The organism is Spirosoma endophyticum (assembly GCF_900112365.1).
GTDB lineage: Bacteria > Bacteroidota > Bacteroidia > Cytophagales > Spirosomataceae > Spirosoma > Spirosoma endophyticum.
The window spans coordinates 327,584-351,058 of record NZ_FOLQ01000003.1 but is presented as its reverse complement, the minus strand read 5'-3'; the positions used below and the strand labels follow the sequence as shown (position 1 = coordinate 351,058).

The 23,475-nt window shown below is 44.7% G+C and carries 26 protein-coding genes; 5 read left to right on the top strand and 21 right to left on the bottom strand.

What is annotated here, in order from left to right; translation table 11 throughout:
- The first annotated feature begins 67 nt into the window (after positions 1-67).
- Positions 68-1,501, top strand: coding sequence for a DEAD/DEAH box helicase (locus BM202_RS10530; protein WP_093825713.1), 1,434 nt, complete (start codon positions 68-70; stop codon positions 1,499-1,501).
- A gap of 76 nt (positions 1,502-1,577) precedes the next feature.
- Complete coding sequence (locus BM202_RS10525; RefSeq protein ID WP_093825711.1) at positions 1,578-2,384, top strand: tetratricopeptide repeat protein; 807 nt, start codon at positions 1,578-1,580, stop codon at positions 2,382-2,384.
- A gap of 57 nt (positions 2,385-2,441) precedes the next feature.
- Here the strand turns inward: BM202_RS10525 and BM202_RS10520 are convergent, their stop codons facing one another.
- Positions 2,442-3,467, bottom strand: coding sequence for a toxin-antitoxin system YwqK family antitoxin (locus BM202_RS10520; protein WP_245776611.1), 1,026 nt, complete (start codon positions 3,465-3,467; stop codon positions 2,442-2,444).
- 117 nt (positions 3,468-3,584) lie between these two features.
- Between BM202_RS10520 and fcl the strand changes: the two genes are divergently transcribed.
- Positions 3,585-4,526 carry a GDP-L-fucose synthase gene (gene fcl / locus BM202_RS10510; RefSeq protein ID WP_093825707.1) on the top strand — a complete coding sequence of 314 codons (942 nt, stop codon included), beginning with the start codon at positions 3,585-3,587 and terminating at the stop codon, positions 4,524-4,526.
- Positions 4,527-4,634: 108 nt separating this feature from the next.
- Here the strand turns inward: fcl and BM202_RS10505 are convergent, their stop codons facing one another.
- A complete protein-coding gene (locus BM202_RS10505; RefSeq protein ID WP_093825706.1) occupies positions 4,635-5,267 on the bottom strand; it encodes an acetyltransferase in 633 nt (210 codons plus the stop codon).
- Positions 5,268-5,379: 112 nt separating this feature from the next.
- On the opposite strand from BM202_RS10505, the gene BM202_RS10500 reads away from it, so the two are divergent.
- Together BM202_RS10500 and BM202_RS10495 are read left to right on the top strand one after the other, a co-directional pair.
- Complete coding sequence (locus BM202_RS10500; RefSeq protein WP_093825704.1) at positions 5,380-6,195, top strand: UDP-2,3-diacylglucosamine diphosphatase; 816 nt, start codon at positions 5,380-5,382, stop codon at positions 6,193-6,195.
- Positions 6,196-6,209: 14 nt separating this feature from the next.
- On the top strand, positions 6,210-7,358 hold the full coding sequence (locus tag BM202_RS10495; RefSeq protein ID WP_093825702.1) for a glycosyltransferase family protein: 1,149 nt from the start codon (positions 6,210-6,212) through the stop codon (positions 7,356-7,358).
- On the opposite strand, the gene BM202_RS10490 is transcribed toward BM202_RS10495, so the two are convergent.
- The 19 genes from BM202_RS10490 to nrfD all read right to left on the bottom strand — a co-directional run bounded on the left by BM202_RS10490 (position 7,347) and on the right by nrfD (position 23,420).
- The gene (locus tag BM202_RS10490; RefSeq protein WP_093825700.1) at positions 7,347-8,177 is read right to left on the bottom strand and encodes an NAD(P)H-binding protein; all 831 of its coding nucleotides are present in this window, start codon (positions 8,175-8,177) and stop codon (positions 7,347-7,349) included. The genes BM202_RS10495 and BM202_RS10490 overlap by 12 nt on opposite strands.
- Positions 8,178-8,180: 3 nt before the next feature.
- Positions 8,181-9,206, bottom strand: a complete 1,026-nt coding sequence (locus BM202_RS10485; protein WP_143100676.1) for an outer membrane beta-barrel protein — start codon at positions 9,204-9,206, stop codon at positions 8,181-8,183.
- The gene (locus tag BM202_RS10480; RefSeq protein ID WP_093825698.1) at positions 9,203-10,117 is read right to left on the bottom strand and encodes a hypothetical protein; all 915 of its coding nucleotides are present in this window, start codon (positions 10,115-10,117) and stop codon (positions 9,203-9,205) included. The genes BM202_RS10485 and BM202_RS10480 overlap by 4 nt, the downstream gene beginning before the upstream one ends.
- On the bottom strand, positions 10,086-10,706 hold the full coding sequence (locus BM202_RS10475) for an RNA polymerase sigma factor (protein WP_093825696.1): 621 nt from the start codon (positions 10,704-10,706) through the stop codon (positions 10,086-10,088). The genes BM202_RS10480 and BM202_RS10475 overlap by 32 nt, the downstream gene beginning before the upstream one ends.
- Positions 10,707-10,827: 121 nt before the next feature.
- Complete coding sequence (locus BM202_RS10470; RefSeq protein ID WP_093825694.1) at positions 10,828-11,205, bottom strand: DUF983 domain-containing protein; 378 nt, start codon at positions 11,203-11,205, stop codon at positions 10,828-10,830.
- Positions 11,150-11,431 (bottom strand): hypothetical protein, encoded by a 282-nt coding sequence (locus BM202_RS38185; RefSeq protein WP_093825692.1) that lies wholly within the window; start codon positions 11,429-11,431, stop codon positions 11,150-11,152. Before BM202_RS38185 ends, BM202_RS10470 begins: the two co-directional genes overlap by 56 nt.
- A gap of 11 nt (positions 11,432-11,442) precedes the next feature.
- Positions 11,443-11,985, bottom strand: a complete 543-nt coding sequence (locus BM202_RS10460) for a DUF420 domain-containing protein (RefSeq protein ID WP_093826267.1) — start codon at positions 11,983-11,985, stop codon at positions 11,443-11,445.
- 10 nt (positions 11,986-11,995) lie between these two features.
- Positions 11,996-12,706, bottom strand: coding sequence for an SCO family protein (locus BM202_RS10455; RefSeq protein WP_093825690.1), 711 nt, complete (start codon positions 12,704-12,706; stop codon positions 11,996-11,998).
- A gap of 3 nt (positions 12,707-12,709) precedes the next feature.
- The gene (locus BM202_RS10450; RefSeq protein WP_093825688.1) at positions 12,710-13,033 is read right to left on the bottom strand and encodes a cytochrome C oxidase subunit IV family protein; all 324 of its coding nucleotides are present in this window, start codon (positions 13,031-13,033) and stop codon (positions 12,710-12,712) included.
- 13 nt (positions 13,034-13,046) lie between these two features.
- Positions 13,047-13,844: a cytochrome c oxidase subunit 3 gene (locus BM202_RS10445; RefSeq protein ID WP_093825686.1), complete on the bottom strand. Its 798-nt coding sequence runs from the start codon at positions 13,842-13,844 to the stop codon at positions 13,047-13,049.
- Positions 13,845-13,859: 15 nt separating this feature from the next.
- The gene (locus BM202_RS10440) at positions 13,860-14,450 is read right to left on the bottom strand and encodes a cytochrome c oxidase subunit 3 (protein WP_093825684.1); all 591 of its coding nucleotides are present in this window, start codon (positions 14,448-14,450) and stop codon (positions 13,860-13,862) included.
- 9 nt (positions 14,451-14,459) lie between these two features.
- Complete coding sequence (cyoE, locus tag BM202_RS10435; RefSeq protein ID WP_093825682.1) at positions 14,460-15,338, bottom strand: heme o synthase; 879 nt, start codon at positions 15,336-15,338, stop codon at positions 14,460-14,462.
- Between the two features lies 1 nt (position 15,339).
- Positions 15,340-16,359, bottom strand: a complete 1,020-nt coding sequence (locus BM202_RS10430; RefSeq protein ID WP_093825680.1) for a COX15/CtaA family protein — start codon at positions 16,357-16,359, stop codon at positions 15,340-15,342.
- Positions 16,334-18,217 (bottom strand): cytochrome c oxidase subunit I, encoded by a 1,884-nt coding sequence (locus tag BM202_RS10425; RefSeq protein WP_093825678.1) that lies wholly within the window; start codon positions 18,215-18,217, stop codon positions 16,334-16,336. Before BM202_RS10425 ends, BM202_RS10430 begins: the two co-directional genes overlap by 26 nt.
- A gap of 28 nt (positions 18,218-18,245) precedes the next feature.
- On the bottom strand, positions 18,246-19,370 hold the full coding sequence (locus BM202_RS10420) for a cytochrome c oxidase subunit II (protein ID WP_093825674.1): 1,125 nt from the start codon (positions 19,368-19,370) through the stop codon (positions 18,246-18,248).
- 18 nt (positions 19,371-19,388) lie between these two features.
- On the bottom strand, positions 19,389-20,693 hold the full coding sequence (locus tag BM202_RS10415; protein WP_093825671.1) for a quinol:cytochrome C oxidoreductase: 1,305 nt from the start codon (positions 20,691-20,693) through the stop codon (positions 19,389-19,391).
- Between the two features lie 83 nt (positions 20,694-20,776).
- Positions 20,777-21,388, bottom strand: a complete 612-nt coding sequence (locus tag BM202_RS10410) for a c-type cytochrome (RefSeq protein WP_093826265.1) — start codon at positions 21,386-21,388, stop codon at positions 20,777-20,779.
- A gap of 14 nt (positions 21,389-21,402) precedes the next feature.
- The gene (locus BM202_RS10405) at positions 21,403-21,936 is read right to left on the bottom strand and encodes a DUF3341 domain-containing protein (RefSeq protein ID WP_093825668.1); all 534 of its coding nucleotides are present in this window, start codon (positions 21,934-21,936) and stop codon (positions 21,403-21,405) included.
- A 53-nt stretch (positions 21,937-21,989) separates the two neighbouring features.
- Complete coding sequence (gene nrfD, locus BM202_RS10400; RefSeq protein WP_093825666.1) at positions 21,990-23,420, bottom strand: NrfD/PsrC family molybdoenzyme membrane anchor subunit; 1,431 nt, start codon at positions 23,418-23,420, stop codon at positions 21,990-21,992.
- Between the last annotated feature and the right edge of the window lie 55 nt (positions 23,421-23,475).

Below are 23,475 nucleotides of genomic sequence, written 5' to 3'. Positions count from 1 at the left end.
GACAGTATAGACTCTGTTCTAAGACTAACACTACTATCTGTTGACTATCGACCGTTGACTATACTTTATGGAAATTACTTCTTTCGAGCAGTTCGAATTAAATCGGCAGTTGCTCAACGCCGTGGCCGACCTTGGCTATACTGAGCCGACACCCATCCAGCAAAAAACAATTCCGCTGAGTTTGGGCAACCATGATGTACTGGGTATTGCTCAAACGGGCACGGGCAAAACAGCGGCTTATCTATTACCGCTGCTCATGAAAATAAAATATCCTCAGGGTACCAATCCCAGGGCGCTGATTCTGGCGCCAACGCGTGAATTGGCCATGCAGATTAACGAAGCTGTTAGCGAGCTGGGCAAATACACGGGTCTGCGCCATTTGGCACTTTATGGTGGTTTGGGGCCAAAAACGCAGATTGAAACACTGCGAAATGGAGTCGACATTATCGTAGCAACCCCCGGTCGGTTTATGGATCTTTATCGACTCGGCGAAATTGTGACGAAAGATATCCGTACGATGGTTATGGATGAAGCGGACAAAATGATGGATATGGGCTTTATGCCTCAAATCCGGTCAATTTTGGAGGTTATTCCTACCAAGCGGCAAAATTTGCTGTTTTCGGCAACGTTCGGCGGCCGGGTTGAACGCCTGTCAGGCGAGTTTCTGGAGGCTCCCATTAAAGTGGAAGTTACGCCCCAGGCATCAACGGCGGATATGGTTAGTCAGGTGATTTACGAAGTGCCGAACTTTCGTACCAAAATTAACCTGCTGGATTATCTGATCAGTAAGGATGCGTTTCAACGAGTCATCATTTTTGCCCGAACGAAGGGCACTGCGGATAACATCTATAAGTTTCTGGCCCGCAAAGTAGTTGAAACCGAGAAGATTCGGGTCATTCACGCCAACAAAGGCCAGAATACCCGTATGAATGCGATGGACGCCTTCAAGGAAGGCAACGTCCAGGTATTGGTGGCGACAGACGTAGCGGCACGGGGCATCGACGTGGCCGAGGTGAGCCATGTTATCAACTTCGATCTACCGTTGATTTATGAGGATTATGTACACCGAATCGGGCGGACGGGCCGGGCGAACCATACGGGTGAGGCCATTACGTTCCTGACGATGGCAGAGGAGTATCATGTGCAGAAGATTGAACGTATTATCCGCATGACGATTCCCCGGATGCCTTTACCGCCTTTGGTGGAAGTCGTTGAAACACCTTTTGACGAACAGCAGGAAATGCTGCGCGAAATTGACGAGCAACGCCGAAAGGATGATCCTACTTTTAGAGGAGCTTTCCACGAAAAAAAGGCATCAAATCTCCCACCGGCTGGCAGGGATCGTTTGAAAGGCAAATCAAAATTAACGGGTCCGAAGAAAGCTTCGGCACAACCGACAGGTGGGCGACCAAAAGCAGGTGTAGGCCGTAAGGCAAACGTAGCGGCAGCGAGTAAAGCAGGGGGAACAAAAAAGGCTGGACCACGCGGAGGACGGCGGTAATTTATAGGTTATGTACTAATTTAGATTCGCGTTTCGTTTTATCGAGACACAGACTCCCGTACTGTATCCCCTCTTTATGAACGTTCGAATAAATCTGATCCACTGGACTTTAGTTGCGTTACCGCTTTTGTCGGCAGCTCAGCCTAAACAGTTCATTACATCGGCACGTTCGGGCGACACCGCTGGCCACTCCAGCACAACGGCACAAAAAACTGACGAGCTTACACCGCGGGCGGAATCAACTATTTCCAATGGGTCTGATACGGCAGGAGGGTCTATCAATACGTTGCCGCTTTTCGGCGAACGCCCTAAGACAGCCGCTCAGATTAGCGAAGAAATTCATTTTTTGAACGACTGCGACCGTAATTTTTCCAGTCGTCCTGAAGCTAGTGAGTTTTTTGCCGCTCGCGGCTGGGATTATGTCACCAAAGGCCAATTGGATACGGCAACTCACCGCTTCAATTTATCGTGGCTACTTAACGACAAAAACGCCGATTCGTATTGGGGACTGGGTGTTGTGTGTTACCAGAAAAACCAATTGCCCAGTGCCATTCGAATGCTAAAAAAAGGGCTGGCGCTGGCAGATAGCAACATTGCTTTAATGACCGATCTGGCGACACTGGAGATTAAGCATTACCAGGAAAAGCCAGATATAAACGTTCTGGCCGATGCAGAGGGTCATTTGCAGAAGTCCATCGCACTCAGTCCAAACAGCGCAATAGCCTATCAGAAACTCTCGGTAGTTTACTATTTGCAAGCCGACTATCCAAAAGCCTGGGATTATTTCCATCAGGCCTATAAGCTTGACCTTTCCGGCCTCGATTTAGCTTACCTTAACGAGTTATCAGCTAAACTACCCGATCCGAAGGGTGTGTTTAAGTAGGTCCAAGTCGCCTATATCAGTTGACGACTATTGATTTACAACTGTTGACGCTTTTTCCTAATTCTCCGTTTCTTCGTCCTCAATTACTTTCTTCTTCGTTTGCTCGAAGGTTACCTTGCCTTTTTCGTCCCATTCAGTAATCGTATAGGGCTCAAATTCAGTGTCCCATTGATCACTGGCGTATTGTGTAAGTTTTCGACGCATCCGGCGGCCATTGGGGTTAATAGGGTAAAACTCTGTCCACCGGCCAACTTTCACGCCATTATCATACTTCCCTTCTTCCGCCAGCGTGCCGTTTTCGTGAAAGGCCATATAGGTTCCTTTCACTTTTCCGTACTCGATCGGAATAATCTCTTTTATTTTACGATGGGTTGAATCGAAGTAGGTTAACCGGGAGTCAGCGGGAACACCTCGGTGCCATCGGACTTTATCGACAAGCATGAATTTCGTGTCGTACTTCTCCCAGCGTCCATCCTTCATACCGGCATAATAGTAACCTTCTTCTACCAATAGGTCGTTCTGATAGCGTTGATAAGGGCCATGCAATAGTAATCCCCCTTCATCCTTAATAATCGAACTCGATACGCGTCCGGATTTCTGATAATATTTGAATACATCCCGAACATAGGGCAACGGCTTAGCAGCATCGTTGTCACGTAGTACAAAAAACTCTTCTATAATTGTCCGGTCACCACTACCAAATTTCGTGATAGCCTTAACCATTGATAAACCTTCATATTCGGTCTTAGACAGTTTATGCTTGGTTTTCTTATCAGCTTTCAGCTTTTTTAACTGCTTAACTTTTAATCCCAGATCAGGCATAATACCCGCCACATAGGCGTCCTTCTGCTCTTTCAGCGACGACATTGTGGGCAAACCAAGCGTAGTCAGTGAGGAGGGGACCGATGAAAAGGCCGACAAAGGCGACGGTGGTGCTCCCGACGGAGCCAATACAGGTTTTGATGCCGTCGTCAATGCAGACGGGGCAGATGGCTCTATTTGCGCTTGTGCCCACGTAGTAGTCACAAACGTAACTAATAGGAACTGTAGCGAAATCAGTAGTTTCAATTTTGAAGCAAACATGACGTTGGCAAACGATTGATGCCTTAAGTTTGTTAGTTTTGCAACGCTTAATTAAGCCTAATTATTTTATCAACTCGTCCGCCCACTAGTCCGGCGGTTTCTTTATAACCAATTCCTGTGGAAAAACACTCCCGTATTTATGTTGCCGGACACCGGGGTATGGTCGGTTCGGCTATCGTTCGTAAACTTCATACTGAAGGCTATACCAATATCATCACCCGTACATCCTCCGAACTGGATTTGCGGAATCAAGCTGCTGTAGTCGATTTTTTTGCGCAGGAACGGCCTGAGTACGTATTCCTGGCTGCGGCCAAAGTAGGTGGTATTTGGGCTAATAATGTTTACCGAGCCGATTTTTTGTATGATAACCTGATGATTGAGTCAAATATCATTCACAGTGCTTATCAAACAGAAGTTAAAAAATTACTGTTCCTTGGTTCGTCATGTATTTACCCCAAAATGGCCCCTCAGCCACTTAAAGAGGAGTATTTATTGAGCGGCTTCCTTGAGGAAACAAATGAGCCCTATGCTATCGCGAAAATTACGGGTATCAAACTCTGCGAAGCTTATCGGACGCAATACGGCTGTAATTTCATTTCAGCCATGCCAACGAATTTATACGGTCCTAATGATAATTATGACCTACAGGGTTCACACGTGCTACCTGCGCTGATTCGGAAATTCCACGAAGCCAAAATCAATGATCAGCCTTCGGTAGAAGTATGGGGCACAGGTTCACCCCGACGTGAATTTCTTCATGCTGATGACCTTGCCAATGCTTGTTTCTACCTGATGGAGCACTATAACGATGCCCTATTTGTCAATATCGGCACTGGTGAGGACGTAACGATTCGTGAAGTGGCCGAGTTAATTAAGGAAACGGTTGGTTTTACCGGCGAACTTCGCTGGAACACCGAGAAACCAGATGGTACTCCTCGTAAACTTATGGATGTTTCGCGCCTTCACGCTATGGGGTGGAAACATACAACCGAACTGAAAGATGGCCTCGAGCGCACGTACCAGGATTTCCTCGCCAATGAGGTGCTATATATTGAATAGAAGTCGTAAATGCTAAGTCGTAACGGGGCCGCCCGTGCGGTCAATAGTCGCCAGTAACTCATGTTAGCGGCTACTGACTGCACGGGCGGCCCCGTTACGACTTAGCATTTACATTTTTTTTGCGGGGTTACCGAATACGGTCGCTCCGGACACTACATCCTCTACAACAACCGAGCCGGCGCCAACGCGGGCATTTTTACCTATGGTTACGCCAGCCACAACAGTGGCTCCTGTGCCAATAAAAGCTCCTTCCTCTATCGTTACACCACTGTTTATTATAGTGCCCGTCCCGATCTGGACGTAGTCGCCTAGTTTGGCTTTACTCTCAATGACGGCGCCGGACTGAAGTATGCAATGCTGGCCTACCTCAGCAAATGGATTTATAACCACGCGGGCTGCAATCAGATTCCCGTGACCGATAGTAGCCATTACAGAAACCGTTGCCGTATCATGAATAGCATTGACCGGCTGTACTTTGCGCCGTTCATTAAGCAGTTTGACCAGCCGTTTCCGCACCCGGCTATCACTGATGGCAATGAATGCTTCGCACTTGTGACCAACCAACTTCAGGAAGCCGTCATCGTCCGTTTCACCTAATACCGACACATCGCCAAACTCTTTGCCGTGCAATTCTTTGTTGTCGTCCAGTAGACCATACACTACTACGTTGTTACGTTGAAACAAGTCTAAAGCCGTCAGCCCCAGACTACCTGCCCCGAAAATAAGCACCGGATTCTCCATTAGTTGTCGTTTGTTAAGTCAATATGAATAACTACGGCCGTAAAGCTATAGTCTTGTCAATTTGGTAACAGTTCGGTAAATCTTACGTCATAACTGAACTGTAGTTTCGTTCATGCAATCAAGTACGCAATTCCGAACAATTGTGCTCTCCGATATTCATCTGGGAACAACAGGGTCGAAAGCCAAAGAAGCCACCGAGTTTCTGCGAAATTACTCCTGCCAGAAACTTATTCTCAATGGCGACATCGTAGATGGCTGGCAACTGAAACAGTACGGTACCTGGAAGAAAAAACACACTGCTTTTTTTAAAACGGTTTTAAAGCAAATCGTTCACTACAACACGAAAGTTGTTTACCTGCGCGGCAATCACGACGATTTCCTGGATCAGATCATGCCGCTCAAAGTGGGTAGAAACTTCTCTATCCGCAAAGATTATACGCTAACCTCTGGCGACAAAAAGTTTTATATAACCCACGGCGATGTATTCGATTCCATTACGTCGCATATGAAATGGCTCGCCTACCTAGGCGACATAGGGTACACGTTTCTCCTGTGGATCAACAAGTTTTATAATACCTACCGCACCTGGCGGGGATTGCCGTACTACTCACTCTCCCAGCAAATCAAATCCCGAATCAAACACGCGGTCAACTTCATCTCCGACTACGAGCAGAAACTAACAGAACTGGCTCGTGCCCGTAATTGCGATGGCGTCATCTGCGGTCATATTCATCAACCCGCTATCCGAGAATTCGATGGAATTATCTATATGAACTCCGGTGACTGGGTTGAATCTCTGAGTGCCTTAGTAGAAGACCATGACGGTAACTGGAGCCTGCTTTACTACACATCTGACCTAGCTAACGATGACAAGGGAAAAACAGCCGAGCAACTAACCTTCAGCCATTTATCCACCAAAACACATTAATTCTTCTTTGCATCATGCGCGTTTTATTTTTGATACAAGGTGAAGGTCGAGGGCATCTGACGCAGGCATTGTCACTGGCCCAGCTTTTGAAGATGGCTGGTCACGAAGTCATTGGTGCCATAGTTGGTGTTACGCCTGAGCGAGGTGTTGCCTCCTTTTTCAGTGAAAAATTTACGGCGCCCATCACGCCCATTTTTAGTCCGGGCTTAGTCTATAACACGGGTACAAATGCCCTGGAGCCCACCAAAACCACACTCTATGCCATTCAGCAAATTCGACCTTTCTGGCGCAGTTTGAAGCAGGTCCGTGACAGTATAGAAACCCAACGACCCGACGTCGTGGTTAATTTCTTCGAGATGCTGGGCGGAATGACCTATGCACTTCTACGGCCATCGGTGCCGATGATCTGTATTGCGCACCAATACATGGCGTTTCACCCGGATTTTCAGCGGCCACAGGGACAATGGTTTTACCGGCAGGCGTTCAAGTTAAACACCCGCCTGACCTGCTTTGGGGCTACTGAGTTGTTAGCGCTCTCGTTCGACAAACAGGCCAACGAACCTCGCCAAAGATTGCGGGTAGTGCCACCCTTGTTACGTCAGGAAGTGACCGATATGAAACCAACGTCAGGCGATTCACTTCTGGCTTACGTCACCCAGCCGGGCTTAAAGGTAGAGCTAATGAAAGCTCATTGGCAACATCCTGATATTCAAATGGATGCCTTTCATTCAGATGCCACCGGGCCCGATCAAGTGATCGACGGAACGCTAACGTATCACGCCATTGACGGCAAGCGATTTCTGGAATTTATGGGCCGTTGCAAGGCCATCGTTACTACGGCGGGCTTTGAGTCAGTTTGCGAAGCAGCTTACTTAGGAAAGCCAGCTCTGATGATTCCGCAACCGAATCATTTTGAGCAGGCTTGTAATGCCATCGATGGGCAACGCGCTGGAGTTGGCCTAGCTAGTGACCGCTTCGATCTCGATCAATTGTTAACATACATGCCTCAACACGATACGCAGGTTAGTGATCGATTTCGAAAATGGCATGCACAGGGATATTTTATGTTCCTGGGAGCGCTGAATCGAGCCGTTGCCCCTAAAAGGAAACCATCTTCGGGAGGATTTTTCTGGACACGGATGCGGCATTTACTACGTTCCTGACCGATAAAAAAATTGCAAAGGGTCAGGATATGTATACGAATAATTTGTGGCCTGAATCAGTTTCGCAGGGCTAATAACTTTGTAAGGAATTGGTTCGGCTGGCGTAACGAATGTTGGTAACTCATAACCGAAATCAGCGCAGTTTTTTCGGTAAATAGCCTCCCGCGTAGGATGCTCCGGCGATACGGCGTTGAACGTGCCGGTTATAGTTCTCTGAATAATAGCTACCAGAATACCAACGGCATCATCGGGATGAAGGTAGTTGACTGGCACAGCCCCCGTGTCTACAGTCTTGCCAGCAACATACTTCCCCGGCATACGATCATAGCCAAGCAATCCGCCACAGCGTAAAATGGTTACGTGACAGGCTGGTTCAAGTCTCTGTACCAACTGTTCAGCCTGAACCAATGCCTGTGCCGCCGATTGCTCCATATTTACTACGTCTTCTTCAACCACAACCCGATTCAAATCAGGATAAACCGACGTAGAACTAACGTAGATAACGTGCTTTACGGACGCCTTACGTATCGCGTCAATCAAATGCTGAATCTGCTGTGGATGGAAATCGTCGCCTAGCTTGCCCGCTTTGGGTGGAATATCAATAATTAACGTATCGGCTTGCGCAAGAGCGGCAAGATTTCCAACGGGCTCAGGATTAAGCTGAAGCTGATAGGCATTTACTCCTTTCTGACGTAACAATCCAACTTTCTCAGCCGATGTAGTACTGCCTTTGACCGTAAAACCGGTTTTTACAAGTTGTTCCGCCAGGGGCAAACCAAGCCATCCACAGCCAATGATAGAAATGATTTTGTCCGACATACATTAGAAACCAAGCCCAAATGTAAGGGTTCGAACGTCAGGTCCTTTACCCGCTTCGAATAAAGGACTCAGATCATACTTGACAAAAAAAGCTAAACTCTGGATACCCAAATGGGCCATGACGCCATATCGGATATTGCTCAAATCGTAATCTGAATGCCTGCGGTCTTTACTACCATCCGCTTCCTTTATTTTTCGATAACTGTCGAGTCGATAGTTCACATAGCCGCCCAAACCGATGTGGCATACTTTCTTACCATCGTTGTTATAGAACGTAACCCGCGGCACAACCGGAATACCAATAGTGCAAACGGTCAGTTTGCTTTTTTGCAAGTCCCGGCCTGCATCCGGGAACGCTACGCCGGTTGGCGTCTTTTCGGCTACGTTGTTTCCCTCGAACATGAAGTTATTCCAGGCCACTTCCAAACCATAGTACAGCTTCAGAGACGCGTACTTACCCCGAGCAATCGTTGGCATGGCTCCTATGGATAAGGCTACGTAGCGAGAACCTAGCGGTCGCAAATCGTAACTATCCTCTGGATAAGCTGGAGAAGCACTTTGCTGAATGAAGTTATTTAAACCAATACTTAGCCCATAATCAAAGCGCCCACTATTTCCCCGATTCCGGCGCTTGGTCCATTCATAGTCTTTCTTATTGGTATCTTTATTTTGTGTGCCTGTTTGGGTCGTGTCGCTCTTCCCGTTGATTACAATAGTAGTTACGCCGTCTTTTTTCTGCGTAACCACCAATACGGTATCTTTCAAAAACCGGTTTCCATCCTGCGAAATCGCCGTTGGGCCACCCGGAACAGAATCTAGTTTCATCCCCATTTCGCGCACAATTTTATTCAGATCGTAATTTGATAAGGCTTGAATACCGGCTTTATCGGGAGCATAAATAACCAGACGGGTTCGGTTCGCGAATCGAATAACGAGTGAGTCGGCAGGATGCGCAGGGGTTGCCTGAACACCTGTGATCATTGTCAAAAATAGGCTCGCTACAGCGCCTACACGTAATAAACCGTTCATTGTTTAGCTGATTTATCTTTTTCCAAACTGTGTTTCAACCCGCTGTAGGCACGTCCGAGCAAGCTACTTTCATTATCACTATTGTCTCCACGGGCCAATACTTCGCCCTGTTTGATTCGTTTTACCTGTTGCCACAGGCTATTCCCCTTGGCTTCTTTCGCTGATTTATCAGCTACAGTTGATTTCTCTTCTATTGACGCGACTGCAGCCTGTCGGGCGGCCACTAAGGCTTCTGGCTCGGCGATGGTTACGACCAAAACGCGCTCAGCAGCCGGAGCTGGCTTAGACACTATTTTATTTTCAGCCAGTTGCTCAGACGTTGCCACATTAGTCGGATTGGTCATAAGCGACGTAGTGGGCTCAGGCTTCCTCTCCACCGATTTTATTTGCGCCAAAACAGGTTCGTTAGCGACTGGCGCTACGTCTTTAAGACTTGGTTTAGCCGTCTTTTGTGACTGTTTTATCGAACGACCAGTATCTGATTTGTTTACGGAAGGTTTATCAACGTTGGCCAGTTGTTGAACCGCGGCTTTTTGTTCAAGCAGATCGGGTGCTTTTACGTCAGGCCCCTCGTTTTCTACGGGCTGGACTTTCTCCTTCTGTGTTTGGGTGGGCATTCGTTCAGGCACAACCGATTTATTTACAGCTATTTGTGTGTCATCAGACACCATTCCCTTACCAGCAGGCCAATAGAGCCATCCAAAAAGACATACCAGAAGAAGGCAGGCTGCTGCCGCCATATATCGCTGGACGGATGGATTCTGCCAGAATACGATCTTCGCTTCGGGTTTACCTTGCCCCATACGCGCCTGTAGCCGCTCAAAACCATCAGCCTTGGGCGGCAATGACATATTGCCTAATTTCCGGGCAAATAGCTCGTCAATTGGCAGTTTTTCTATAGGCTTTTTCATAGTTTTCAGTTTGTCCAGACCGCTGTTGTGAAATCGCTTCCTGTTCTAATTTCTTCAAGTTCGCTTGCAACATGGTTCGGGCACGACTTAACTGCGATTTCGAGGTGCCCTCTGAAATACCCAGCATCTCGGCAATTTCGGCATGCGCGTAGCCTTCAATGGCATATAGGTTAAAGACTGTACGATATCCGTCAGGAAGTTGATTCACAATACGTAATAAATCGTTTCCGTTAACGGCGGTATCAGCCCATTCATAATCTGGCTCAACGGTTACTTCCTCAATAGGTACTTCCTGCCGCCATTGTTTCGATTTGCGCAGAAACATTAATGATTCTGTGACCATGACGCGTCGTATCCATCCCTCAAAACTGCCATTTTCCCGGAACTGTGTAATCTTTTCAAATACCCGCATAAACCCATCCAGCATCACTTCTTCGGCATCAGCACGGTTGGCACAATAACGAGTACATACGGCCAACATCTTGCCCGAAAATCGCTCATATACGATCTTGTGAGCGCGGCTTTCGCCCCGCTTCAAGGCAGCAATTAGCTGCGCTTCAGTCGTAAAAAACGGTATAAGTCGAAGCATGTCTGTTTAGGTTCTTTGACAAGATGCAAGATAGTGGGGAGGAGGTTGCACGTAGTGACTATTTTTTTCAAATTTTCTAATTCATGGCTTAAAGGATTTTTTAGCCATAAAAAAAGGGCTTTTACAGCCCTTTAACATATTTGATGCCCGCTACGTAGTATAGCCAGATGACGCGTGATATTCGAAAATTGATTGGCGCAATAATCAGCATTACAGGTGCAACAACGGCGGCATACACCCAACCCTCAGGATCTCCTCCGAAATAAAATAATAAGAAACCAATCACTAAAGCGACTCCTCCAGATATAGCGTAGCTAACGTACATTGCCCCAACAAAATACCCTGGCTCGACTTCATAACGTAGTCCGCAGTGTGGACAATGTTCATACATCTCGTCGAAGCCACGAGGAGAATAGAAGGGTTTTCTGAAAATCTTCCCTTTTCTACATCTGGGACAAAGCCCGTTTAACGCGGCCTGCAATTTCGAGACGTCTTCCATGCTCACGCTTACTGTTTCGGTACCACAAGTATCCAATTGAAGCTACAATCAGATAAGGCGCAACTAATAAGTACAAGATACCCAAATTTAACTGGGAAGCAACGGTACTACGTCCATTACTGACCGTACTCTCAACTGTTCCCCGGCACATAGCGCACTGGGCCATCAAATCTGGCGTAATAGCCAGAAAAACAAGGATTATCAACCACACTTTCCAACTTCTCATGGCTTTTCTAATTAATGAACGTAATACGGTCTAATCATCAAATAAACAACCACACCTGTAATACTAACGTATAACCAAATTGGGAACGCGTACTTTACGGTTTGTTTGTGTTTAGCGATTTGACCACTCAACGCAAAATAGACGGCTCTTAATACAAACCATACTACGACTATCGACAGAACGATGTGCGATACCAAAAGGAAATAATAAATCGGTCGGATAATGCCCTCCCCACCAAATGGCGTTGATTCATTAGTTAAATGGTACAGTACATAGCAAACCAGAAACAGCGACCCCAGGCTAAATGCAGTCAGCATAGTAATTCTATGAGCCAGCACGTTTTTCTGCTTAATAAAATATAATCCCATTAGCAGTAAAACCGACGTAATGGAATTAATAAGACCATTCAAATGCGGCAAATAAGTTGTCCAATGACCTAAATCAACTTTTTGTCGAATTCCTAATAACACCGCTACAGCAACCGGAATCGCTATGGAGAGGATATTAATGACTCGGTTTGCTTTCTGTTCCTGGACGGGTTGCAATGTTTCCATACTTGCCATATTATTCCTTATCGTAAATGTCCAGTAACACTCGAATTTCAAGTACTAAACGATCCACATCTTCTTTGTTTGTACCGTCATAAAACCCTCTGACAATACCCTGCTTATCCACTAATACCAACTTTTCACTATGGATAAAAGTTTCGTCAGGCTTACCCTCCTTTACGCCCGCATCTACCGTTGGCAGATAATACCCATGCATAGCAAGACCATAGATCTCCGCTTTACTTCCCGTTAAAAAATACCACTTTCCGGATATGGCTTCATATTTCTGTGCGTAGGCTTTTAGCTGCGCCGGCCGGTCATGTTCGGGGTCTACGGTATGCGAGAGAAAAACGATATTAGGATTAGCCCGAAAAATGTCCTGCACACGGGTGAGTTGTGAAGCGATTCTTGGACAAATCGTCCCGCAACGAGTAAAGAAAAAATCTGCTACGTATATCTTGTCCTTTACTATAGATTGATTCACCTCTTTTCCATCCTGATCAATCAGCTTGAATGGCGGAATATGATTGTAGATCGTATCGGTCACTTCACGACCGTCCGGCAACGTAACCTTTCCCATCAATGGCTCTCCTCTAGCCGAGTCAATTTTGGGCAGGTATCGAGGTAGAACAAAGTGGTTTTGTGTGCCAAACCGCAGGAATAAATACAGCAAAGCCGGGACCAGCAGCGTAGCGAGCAGGATCCCGGCTTTTCGAGTGACCGTCATGGGTTATCGTAATTCAAAAATTGAACCGCCTTCGGTCAATAATGCAATGAGTAACCAAACGATAAAAATTACAGGTATTACAATCGCCCAGATTAAGCTTTTTACTTCGTGCTTAAGGTGCATAAACTCACCGACAATGTAGAAAGCTTTTACCAGGGTCATCAGTACGAAAATAGAGGTTCTGAAACCTCCGGCTTTCATGAAATAAGCCAGCGTAAATTCAAAAGCTGTAATAACCGACAGGATAACAAATGTGCGCCAGATGAGACCCGTATTTGCGGGTGGTATCTCGCCAACTTCGTGAGTTCCGTGTGTATGATCAGACATAACAAAAAAGTAATTAGACCAGATAGAAGAATGTAAAGACAAATACCCAAACCAAATCGACAAAGTGCCAGTATAAACCTACTTTCTCAACCATTTCGTAATGGCCACGTCTTGCATATAAGCCAGTAGCCGCTCTATAAAAAATTAGGATATTTAACACGACACCACTAAATACGTGCGTACCGTGAAAACCCGTAATAAAGAAGAACAAGTCGGCAAAAGCTGGGGGACCATATTGATTTTCGACCAGATTGGCGCCGAAAATAGTCCGCTGAATTGTTTGTCCATTAACAAGTTCACTAATAGTGGTTCCTGTTTCAGTACCATGAATAAAGTGACTCCATTCCCAAGCCTGACTTCCCAAAAAGGTAAAACCGCCTAAAATCGTCCATAACATGTATTTCTCAACGTCAGCCTGATCCATCCGGTGACCTGCTTCAACTGCTAACACCATCGTAACGCTACTGAAGATGAGGATAAATGTCATAATACCGACAAAAATCAGCGGCAAATCTACTCCATGCAGGAATGGGACAGAGTTGTATACATGCTCTGGTGAAGGCCAGTAAAGGTTCGAGAATTTGAATACTTCACCATAAATGGCTGGGTCCCAAGCAGGATAGCTATACCGAATCAGACCGTAGGTTACCAGCAATGCTGAGAATGTAAACGTATCTGAGATTAGGAAGAACCACATCATCAGCTTGCCGTAGCTTACTTTCATGGGCTCGACACCACCCATCCAGGTTTTTTTGTCGAACACTTGCTCCGAGTCAGTTGTCAGGGTATCGTGTGTTACAGTAGCCGCCATGCGTCTAAGAGATTATCAATGAAAATAGACTAAAAAGAAAAACAAATACAACCACAAAATGTCTAAAAAATGCCAGTATGTAGCAGCAATTTCAATCTGGTTCAAACTTTTAGCATGAATCCGAAGCCGAAATGAAGCTATTAAAGCAACGACTAGCACCAGCAAACCCGAAATTAGGTGAAATCCATGCAAGCCAGTAAAAATATACATAAATGAACCCGCTGGATTGCCAACAAAAAATACATTTTCGTTGACCAACTCAACCCAGCCTTGGAACTGCATGTATAGAAAAATTGCTCCGAGCACAAAAGTAATGGTTATCGCTATCTTCAGGCTGCCAAAGTTATCTTTTTTTGCAGCCATATAGGCCCAGTGCATAGTCAGGCTGCTAACAACTAAAATTACCGAACTATACGTAAATATTGACGGAATATCATACTCCAGCCAATTTCCTTCGGCCCTACGAACCAAATAGGCGCTGGTCATAGCGGCAAAAAGCATAATGATACTAACAATGAATAACCACAGAATAAATTTTCTAGGATTCATTGAGAGCGTTTCCTCTGGCTCCTCGATTATTGAAATATCGTTTACTAATTCACTCATGATTTGTTGTTATACTTTATCTAAAAGGTAAACAATCTGTACAATAGGCAAGTAGAGCAATGATCCAAACATCATTTGCAAAGCTGCCTTATCGGTACAGGTTCTCATTAAGTGAAACGTTTGTGCTAGAAACAAGATTCCGCCAATCATAGCGACAAAAGCTGAATTAATACCAGTCATGCCGAGTAGATATGGCAACCAGCCTACTGGAATTAGAAACAGCGTGTAAATCATAATCCGAAAAGCTGTCTCGGTTGTCTTGCCGTCGCCGGGCATCATCTGAATGCCTGCTTTTTTATATTCATCAAATGCCAGCCAGCCAATAGCCCAGAAATGCGGGAACTGCCAAAAAAACTGAATAGCAAATAAAATACCTGGTGCCCAGCCAAAATGATTAGTAGCTGCTACCCAGCCGATCATTGGCGGAAACGCGCCTGGTAAAGCACCCACGAAAACAGCAATCTGCCCCTTCCGTTTTAATGGCGTATAAACAAAGCCATATAGCAACAACGACAAAACAGCCAGGGCAGCGGCACGAATGTTAAAAACCTCAACGAATAAGTAACAGGCTACACTAAATAAAATAAATGCAAAAATAGCCGCTTCACGTACCGTTAATCGTCCCGTAGGCAGAGGACGGACAGCAGTACGCTTCATTACTTTATCCGAGTCCTTCTCTATAATTTGATTAATTATGTTTGCGGCACCGGTTATGCTTATTGAAGCAACAACTAGAACTACAATTTTCCACCAGTCAATGTGATCTATAGCAAGACAATAGCCAAACACGCCAGAAAAGACAACTGCCAGTGTAAGTTTCAATTTTACTAACTCAATGTACGCCTTCGCCTTTTCGCTAAACGTAGCTACAGCTAATGTCTTTTCCATACTATACTTCTACGAGTCTTGATACGTCTCTATTATGTACAGACAATATCAAGCCAGGGTTCATTAATAACCACGCTACAAACTGTAAACCGATTATCAGTACCGCTAGTACTAAATGAATGGGTTGAGCTATGGCTGGTACGCCTAAGTAAGCCATAATTACACCGGTACCAATTTCAGCAATGACCAATGTAATGAGTGATTTGGTCAATTTTGGTAATATACTTGCCTCGGTCAGTTTGCGAAGCTGATAAATAATCGCCACATGAAAGGCTAATATTACAAGTGAGAACGAGCGATGGATATAGAAACTTAGATCTAAATTACTAATCCAACTCTCTCGCTGAGCATACCCTAGTTGTTTAACTACCTTATCTAACTCATCCCGAACTTGCGTCCCAAACACTACTTGGCCGATTGTCAATATCATCATTACCAATAGTAACCAACGTACTGAGGTTGTTTTTCCACTTATTGGCCCGGCATTTAAATGATTTGCATTCGAACGAATTAATACGAAAAGCAATGCAAAGACAACGGCAATAGCTAATAATAAATGTAGGGTAATCATGTACTGAGCTAACTCTGTAGCTACCACACGTGAGCCAAGCCATCCATTTGCTCCAATTAGCAGAAAGGCAGCTAAACTACCCCAGAAAACAACTTTGTCTTTATATAGGTAGGATAAAGAAGCAATTAGCGTTGCAAAAACAAGAAACCCTGACAAAACACCTAAAAGCCTATTGATATATTCTATCCAGGTTTTAACCGCGTTAAACTCAACTTCTCCTTTAAGCTTTGCTCCATAAATCGCCTGGTAGTTTGGCGGTAATTGAGAGACTTCAGTAGGAGGAATCCAACGACCAAAACATCTAGGCCAGTCGGGACAACCCATTCCGGAACCAGTGCCCCTAACAATACCGCCTGCTAGAATAAGCAGATAAATAACGATTACTGTTAAAAGCGCCAGTCGCCGGAAGCGGTGCTCTTGTTTATTAATGAGGTTGATTGAACTGATCATTCAGGTTTTGTGCCTGAATCTCTTTTTCCAGACCAATTAACTCATTTTCATGGGGAAGATTGGATTCTGGGGTTTGCGAGTACGGCACGTTTTGAGGAATGAAGTCATCCTTAGCACCTGGTTTACTATAATCGTAAGGCCAACGATAAACTGCAGGAATTTCTCCAGGCCAGTTACCGTGCCCTGGTTGAATTGGTGTAGTCCATTCCAGAGTGTTGGATTTCCACGGATTCTGTGGAGACTTCTTTCCTTTAATTAAACTATGAACGAAATTATAAATGAATACCCACTGCGCTGTAAATGTAAAGATGGCGGCCAGGCTAATGAAAGCATTCATATCAGCGAAGATATTCTTCGTGAAATCATAGCTTGTGAAAGCATAGTATCGACGTGGGAAACCTGCAATACCAACGTAGTGCATTGGGAAGAATACCAAGTATATACCAATAAATGTTAGCCAAAAGTGAATATACCCGAGCTTTTCATTCAGAAGTCTGCCAAACATTTTAGGGAACCAGTGGTATACACCAGCAAGTAACCCGAACGCCGAAGCAGCGCCCATTACCAAGTGGAAGTGAGCAACCACAAAATATGTGTCGTGCAGTTGAATATCCAGTGCAGAGTTACCCAGAATGAGACCCGTAAGACCACCCGATATAAAGAATGATACTAGTCCAATTGAGAAAAGCATAGCTGGCGTAAAGCGGATATTCCCACGCCATAAAGTAGTAATGTAGTTAAAAGCCTTAACCGCTGATGGAACCGCGATGATTAGCGTCAAGAACATGAATATTGAGCCAAGGAACGGATTCATTCCTGTCACGAACATATGGTGAGCCCATACAATGAACGCGAGAAAGGCAATACCCATCATAGACGCAATCATAGCACGATAACCAAATATAGGCTTACGAGCATTCGTAGCGATAATTTCGGAGGTCATACCTAAGGCCGGAAGTAATACGATATATACCTCTGGGTGACCCAAAAACCAGAACAAATGTTGAAACAGAATTGGACTTCCCCCTACATTCGGCAATGCTTCACCTTTGATATAAATCTCAGACAAATAGAAACTGGTGCCAAAGCTACGGTCGAATATAAGCAGCAATGCAGCTGATAATAGTACTGGGAAAGAAATTAAACCTAAGACAGCCGTTAGGAAGAAAGCCCAAATCGTTAATGGAAGCTTGCTGAATGACATACCACGTGTCCGTAAATTAATTACAGTAGTGATGTAATTGATGCCTCCCAGCAATTGCGACACGATGAATAGAGCCATACTGAGCAACCATAATGTCATACCTAACTCTGAGCCCTTATGTGCTTGTGGTAAAGCACTTAGTGGCGGATAAATTACCCATCCACCGGCAGCAGGTCCTGTTTCAATAAACATGGATGAAAACATTATCACACTGGCGACAAAGAAGAACCAATATGATAACATATTCAGAAAGCCTGAGGCCATGTCGCGTGCACCAACTTGTAATGGAATGAGGAAGTTGGAGAATGTACCACTTAAACCAGCGGTCAATACAAAGAATACCATGATAGTACCATGCATAGTGACCAGAGCAAGGTAAAAATCAGGGTCTAATTTATCTGTCTCATTAATCCAACTACCAAGAATTGGCCGCAGAAAACCTAACTTCATATTAGGAAAGCCTAATTGAAGCCGGAACATTACCGATAAGCTAATCCCAACAACTGACCAAATTATACCCGAAATAAGGTATTGCTTAGCAATCGTTTTGTGATCTTCGGAGAAAATGTATGTGCGCCAAAAACTTTGCGGCTCATGATGGTCATGCTCTACTGCATGCACCACGTTTGCCGAATCAGCTGATATAGTCGCCATAGTATTTGAGTTGTTGTAGTTTTAGAAATTAACGGCGCGCAGCACTAGCTATTGATGCGCCCCCTCCTGTTTGTTTTACTGAAACCGTTGAGCTATCAGCCGGGGCGGGTGCCGCATCAGCCGGTAAATATTTAGCGGCTTTAGCCTTCAAATTTGTCGGAATTCGTACTGCCAACTCAGGTGTCGACGTCAACAGTGGTTTTTGCTCTTTACACCAAGCTTGCCAAGAAGCGTCATCCTCAACGATCAATCGAATACGCATCGAGAAGTGACCCTGACCACAAACTTCTGTACAAGCAATTTCATAGCCGAAGTTCGGATTGCCTGTTATATTACGCATTTCATCGGTGGTCTTATCGGCCATGAACTGGAAGCGCGTTGGCATACCTGGTACGGCATCCATCTTCACACGTAGGTGAGGAATGAATACGCTATGTAATACGTCACGAGCACGTATTTTCAAAAGAATAGGCTTATTGACAGGAATATGTAACTCAGATGTAGACGTAAAGTCATCAAATGAAGCCTCATCTGTGTAATCAATTCCAGTATCGTTATTATTATCAATCAACTTATAGTTATAAGCACCAAGCTTGTTGTTATCAACACCTGGATAACGTACAATCCAGTTGAACTGCTTACCAACGATTTCGAACACCTGCGCGTTTTCAGGAGCTTCCGCCATAATATCTCGCCATGCCCGCCATCCTGTAAATACCATCACAGCCATCACAATTGCTGGAATAACTGTCCATATTAACTCCAGTTTGTGATTTTCAGGGTAATAAGCAGCCTTCCGACCTTCTTTATGCTGATACATCCATGCGAAGATGAATAGCAATGCGTTTGTCACAACGAATGCTACCGTAATGATGCTCATTGAAAGCCAGAACAAGAAATCTGTTCGACGGCCGTGAGGAGACGATGCTTCTGGTAAGAAAAATTGCTTGGCATATAGGAATGACCAAGTAGCAGCAATCAAACCAACGACGAAGAAAACAACGAATAATATACCGTTAATGCGGTTACTAAGCCCAATACGACCTTCTTCTACCGGGCCGTTCGCGTTCTTCACAACGGTAGTCATCCGGGATATAACCATTGCGGCTAAACCCAGGAAGATTACCGATAACAGAGCGACTATATAAACCATGTTTGTACGGGTTATTAATTAAATATCGTGGTGTAAGGTCTCTTCCAGCATCGGGTGATTTTTAGGCACCAAGTTAGCTTTCGTCAATTGCGAATAAAGGCTCCAGACAAAACCACACGCAAAGATCAAAATCATACCGAACTCAATCGGTCCAAAGCCTCCATGCTCACCTACTGTCCCCGGCATGATATTAGTATAAAAATCAAAGTAATGCCCTATTATAATTCCCCAGGCGGCTACCTTCAAAATGATGTTAGTCCGCTTTGCATCCCTAGTCATCAAAACGAGAAAAGGAAATACAAAGTTTAAAAAGAGAGTTATCCAGAATGGTGCTTTGTATATTCCACCAAAGCCACTGAAACGTTCTCTATAATAGATAGTTTCTTCAGGTAAGTTAGCGTAGTAAATCAGCATAAACTGAGCAAACCATACGTATGTCCAGAAAATACTGAAAGCAAACATAAACTTACCAAGATCTTGCAAATGGCTTTCGTTAACCCATTGCATGTAACCACGCTCCTTAAGAGTTACAACCGTTAAGGTAATGATAGCCAAACCCGTTACGTGCCAACTTGCTAACGTATACCAGCCAAACATCGTGCTAAACCAGTGCGTGTCAATAGACATTACAAAGTCCCAAGCAGATGTAGAAGAGGTTACACCAAACACTAACAAGAAGGCAACCCCAAACTTGATGCTTTTTTCGTAATAAGCTGTGCCACCATATAAATCCTCCTGCAGGGAGAAAGTCCGCAATCTATTCCACAAGAAATACCAAAGACCAAAATAGGCTACTATACGGCCAACGTAAAACGGCGTATTTAAGAACCCTTTTTTACCATTAATAATCGGATCAAACTCAGGGCTGGTTTTATCATATAAGCCTGGATGAGTCCAGTGAAATAAATCATGACCAGCGATAAAGAACGTCAGGAGCACTGCCAATCCCATAAAGGGCAAATAAGCTGGCATTGCTTCAGGAATACGTTTAAAGGCTACTGACCAGCCAGCTTGGGCCAAATAGTTATAGGACATAAAAAACATGCCAATAACCGATGCACCTGTAAAATAAATGGCGTTCAACCATACGTTTGCCCACAAACGGTTAGTCCACTTGTAAGCATGATGTCCACCTTCATGGTCACCAGCTCCATGAGCGGCTACAGCATGAGTTTCGTGCGATCCTACTCCTGATGCCAGCAAATAGGCACCAATCGCAACCAAAGCCACGCCGATTCCAATGCCGATCAGTAACCGACGCTTGGATTCGGCAGTAAATTCAAATTCTTCGTCTAAGGACGGTATTGCGTGAGCCGATGCCATTCTTAATTATTTGTCAATTTATAAAAAGACGTTTGACGTTAACTTTTCTGAAGCTTATCAGTAGTTTAAGTCAAATGTTAAATTTATCCTTGCTGAAGTTTATGTACGTATTGTACGATCTTCCACCGATCTTCTGGAGTAATTTGCGAGCCATGTGGCCACATCCGACCCTTTCCATGCGTGATAACATGGAAAATATGACCGTCATTCATGGTTTTATAGGCATCGGTTGAATAGTTGGGAACACCTTTGTACTCCTTAGCCACTGGCCCGTCGCCCTTACCTGTAGCACCATGACAATGACTACAATAACGAGTGTATAAAACTTGACCCTCAGCCTGCATTTTTTCTGAATCTGCAATTGGATTAGTCAACACTCTTTCTGCAATACCAATACTATCTGCAGGAATATTGTACATCATCAGATCCGTCGTCTTATTTGCTCCGGTACCAAATGTGGTATGGTAGTTAGGTCGGGCGACAGTACCGCGCGCCGGAAGGCGCATGTTCAGACCGTTTTCCCGCACATTGATAGTATTTGCGCGACTCTGTCTGTAAGGTTCGTAACCTACAGGCTCATACATTTGGGGTGCATAAACAACTCCCGTATTATCGTGTCCTTTCTTGCAGGCACTCCCTACAAATAGAAGTCCAACAATAGCTAATGCTGTTATGCTCGTATGTTTAGTAATCATCTTTATGCTGAACATTAGAACTGCTTAACATTTACTTCAGCAGCACCTGATTTTTTCAGAATCTGCTCAATAGTGCTCTCGCCAATATTGTTTTTGCCCAGATCTATAGCCATAGCAAACTTGTTATCGGTTGTCCTAAGGTCATACATCAACGGCTTTACAGTTGGTCCAAGACCGTTCGAAACAAGGAAAGTACCAACCATACCTAATGCACAGAAAAGAACTGTCAATTCAAAAATAACTGGTACGTATACGACTGGTGAGTACGAGTCTTTACCACCAACAACCATCGGCCAGTCATAGCCTTCCGTATAGAAAGTAAGCGCCAATGCGGTTAATGTACCAGACAAGCCAAACAGAAAAGCAGCAATTCCCAGCCGCGTGCGTGGATGACCGAGTGCAACATCTAGTCCATGAATAGGAAAAGGCGTATAAACTTCGTGAATTCGCACACCTGCGTTTTTTACATCTTTAACGGCCTTCAGTACTACGTCGTCATCGTCGTAGATGCCGACCAAGAATTTACCGCTACCATTTACATCTGACATGATCAGTAATTATTATTTGATGTTTGCACCGGACGACCGGGCCAGAATTACGTTTACTCTATGTTTTTGTTAAACGTAGGGTTAGCAACGCGCTCCCCTTTAGCAACTCCCGACACTGAAACCGGTAATCTTTCAGAAGACGACTTGATTACTGTTTTCACTTCTGCCATATTCACTACTGGCAAAAATTTCGAGAATAACAGAAATAACGTGAAGAAGAAACCAAACGAGAAAATGTAATCGCTAATGTCAAACAAAGTTGGGTGGAACATAGCCCAGCTTGATGGCAGGTAATCGCGGTGAAGTGATGTTACGATAATTACGAACCGCTCAAACCACATACCGATATTTACAATAACAGATAGAACAAAAGTCCACACAATACTACGGCGAATTGCACGTGACCAGAATAGCTGTGGTGTAATTACGTTACAGGTCATCATAGCCCAGTATGCCCACCAATATGGTCCTGTTGCCCGGTTAATAAAAGCGTAGCTTTCAAACTCAACCCCTGAATACCAGGCGATGAAGAATTCTGTCAGATAAGCAACACCTACAATCGAGCCAGTCAGTGTAATGACTTTGTTCATTGATTCGATGTGCTCGATCGTAATATAATCTTCCAATTTGAAAACGACCCGGATAATAAGAACCAAGTTTTGTACCATTGCAAAACCCGAGAAAATAGCACCAGCAACGAAATAAGGAGGGAAGATAGTCGTGTGCCAACCTGGAATAACCGAGGTGGCAAAGTCCATACTTACAATCGTGTGTACTGACAACACAAGTGGAGTAGAGAGACCAGCTAAGATCAAGCTCATGTATTCATAACGCGCCCACGTTTTAGCAGAACCATTCCATCCTAGCGAAAACGCACCGTAAATATACCGAGATACTTTACTACGAGCCCGGTCACGAATCGTGGCTAAATCTGGTAACAGACCCATGTACCAGAATACTAACGACACAGTAAAATACGTGCTGATAGCAAATACGTCCCATACAAGTGGTGATTTGAAGTTAACCCACAAAGAACCAAAGGTATTTGGTAATGGTAAAGCCCAATAAGCTAACCATGGACGACCCATGTGCATCAAGATAAAGCTGGCAGCACACAAAACGGCGAAGATGGTCATGGCTTCAGCAGCCCGGTTTACAGCAGTCCGCCATTTCTGACGGAAAAGAAGCAAAATCGCTGAAATTAACGTACCAGCATGCCCGATACCAACCCACCAAACGAAGTTCGTGATATCCCACGCCCAGCCAACAGTTTTGTTTAGACCCCAAACGCCTAATCCTTCCCACCAAGTCCAAAATACACAGGCGGTTCCGTAAAGTAGCACAACCACCGAGATGGTGAAGGCAATAGTCCACTCACGGGTGGGAGCTCCCTCAACCTGTCTGCTGATATCTTCCGTCACATCGGCATAGGTTTTGCCACCGGTGACAAGAGGAGTTCTAACGGCTGATGTTACATGCGACATATATCTTACTAATTTACGATGTATGATTTATGATGTACGAATTTACGATTTGTGG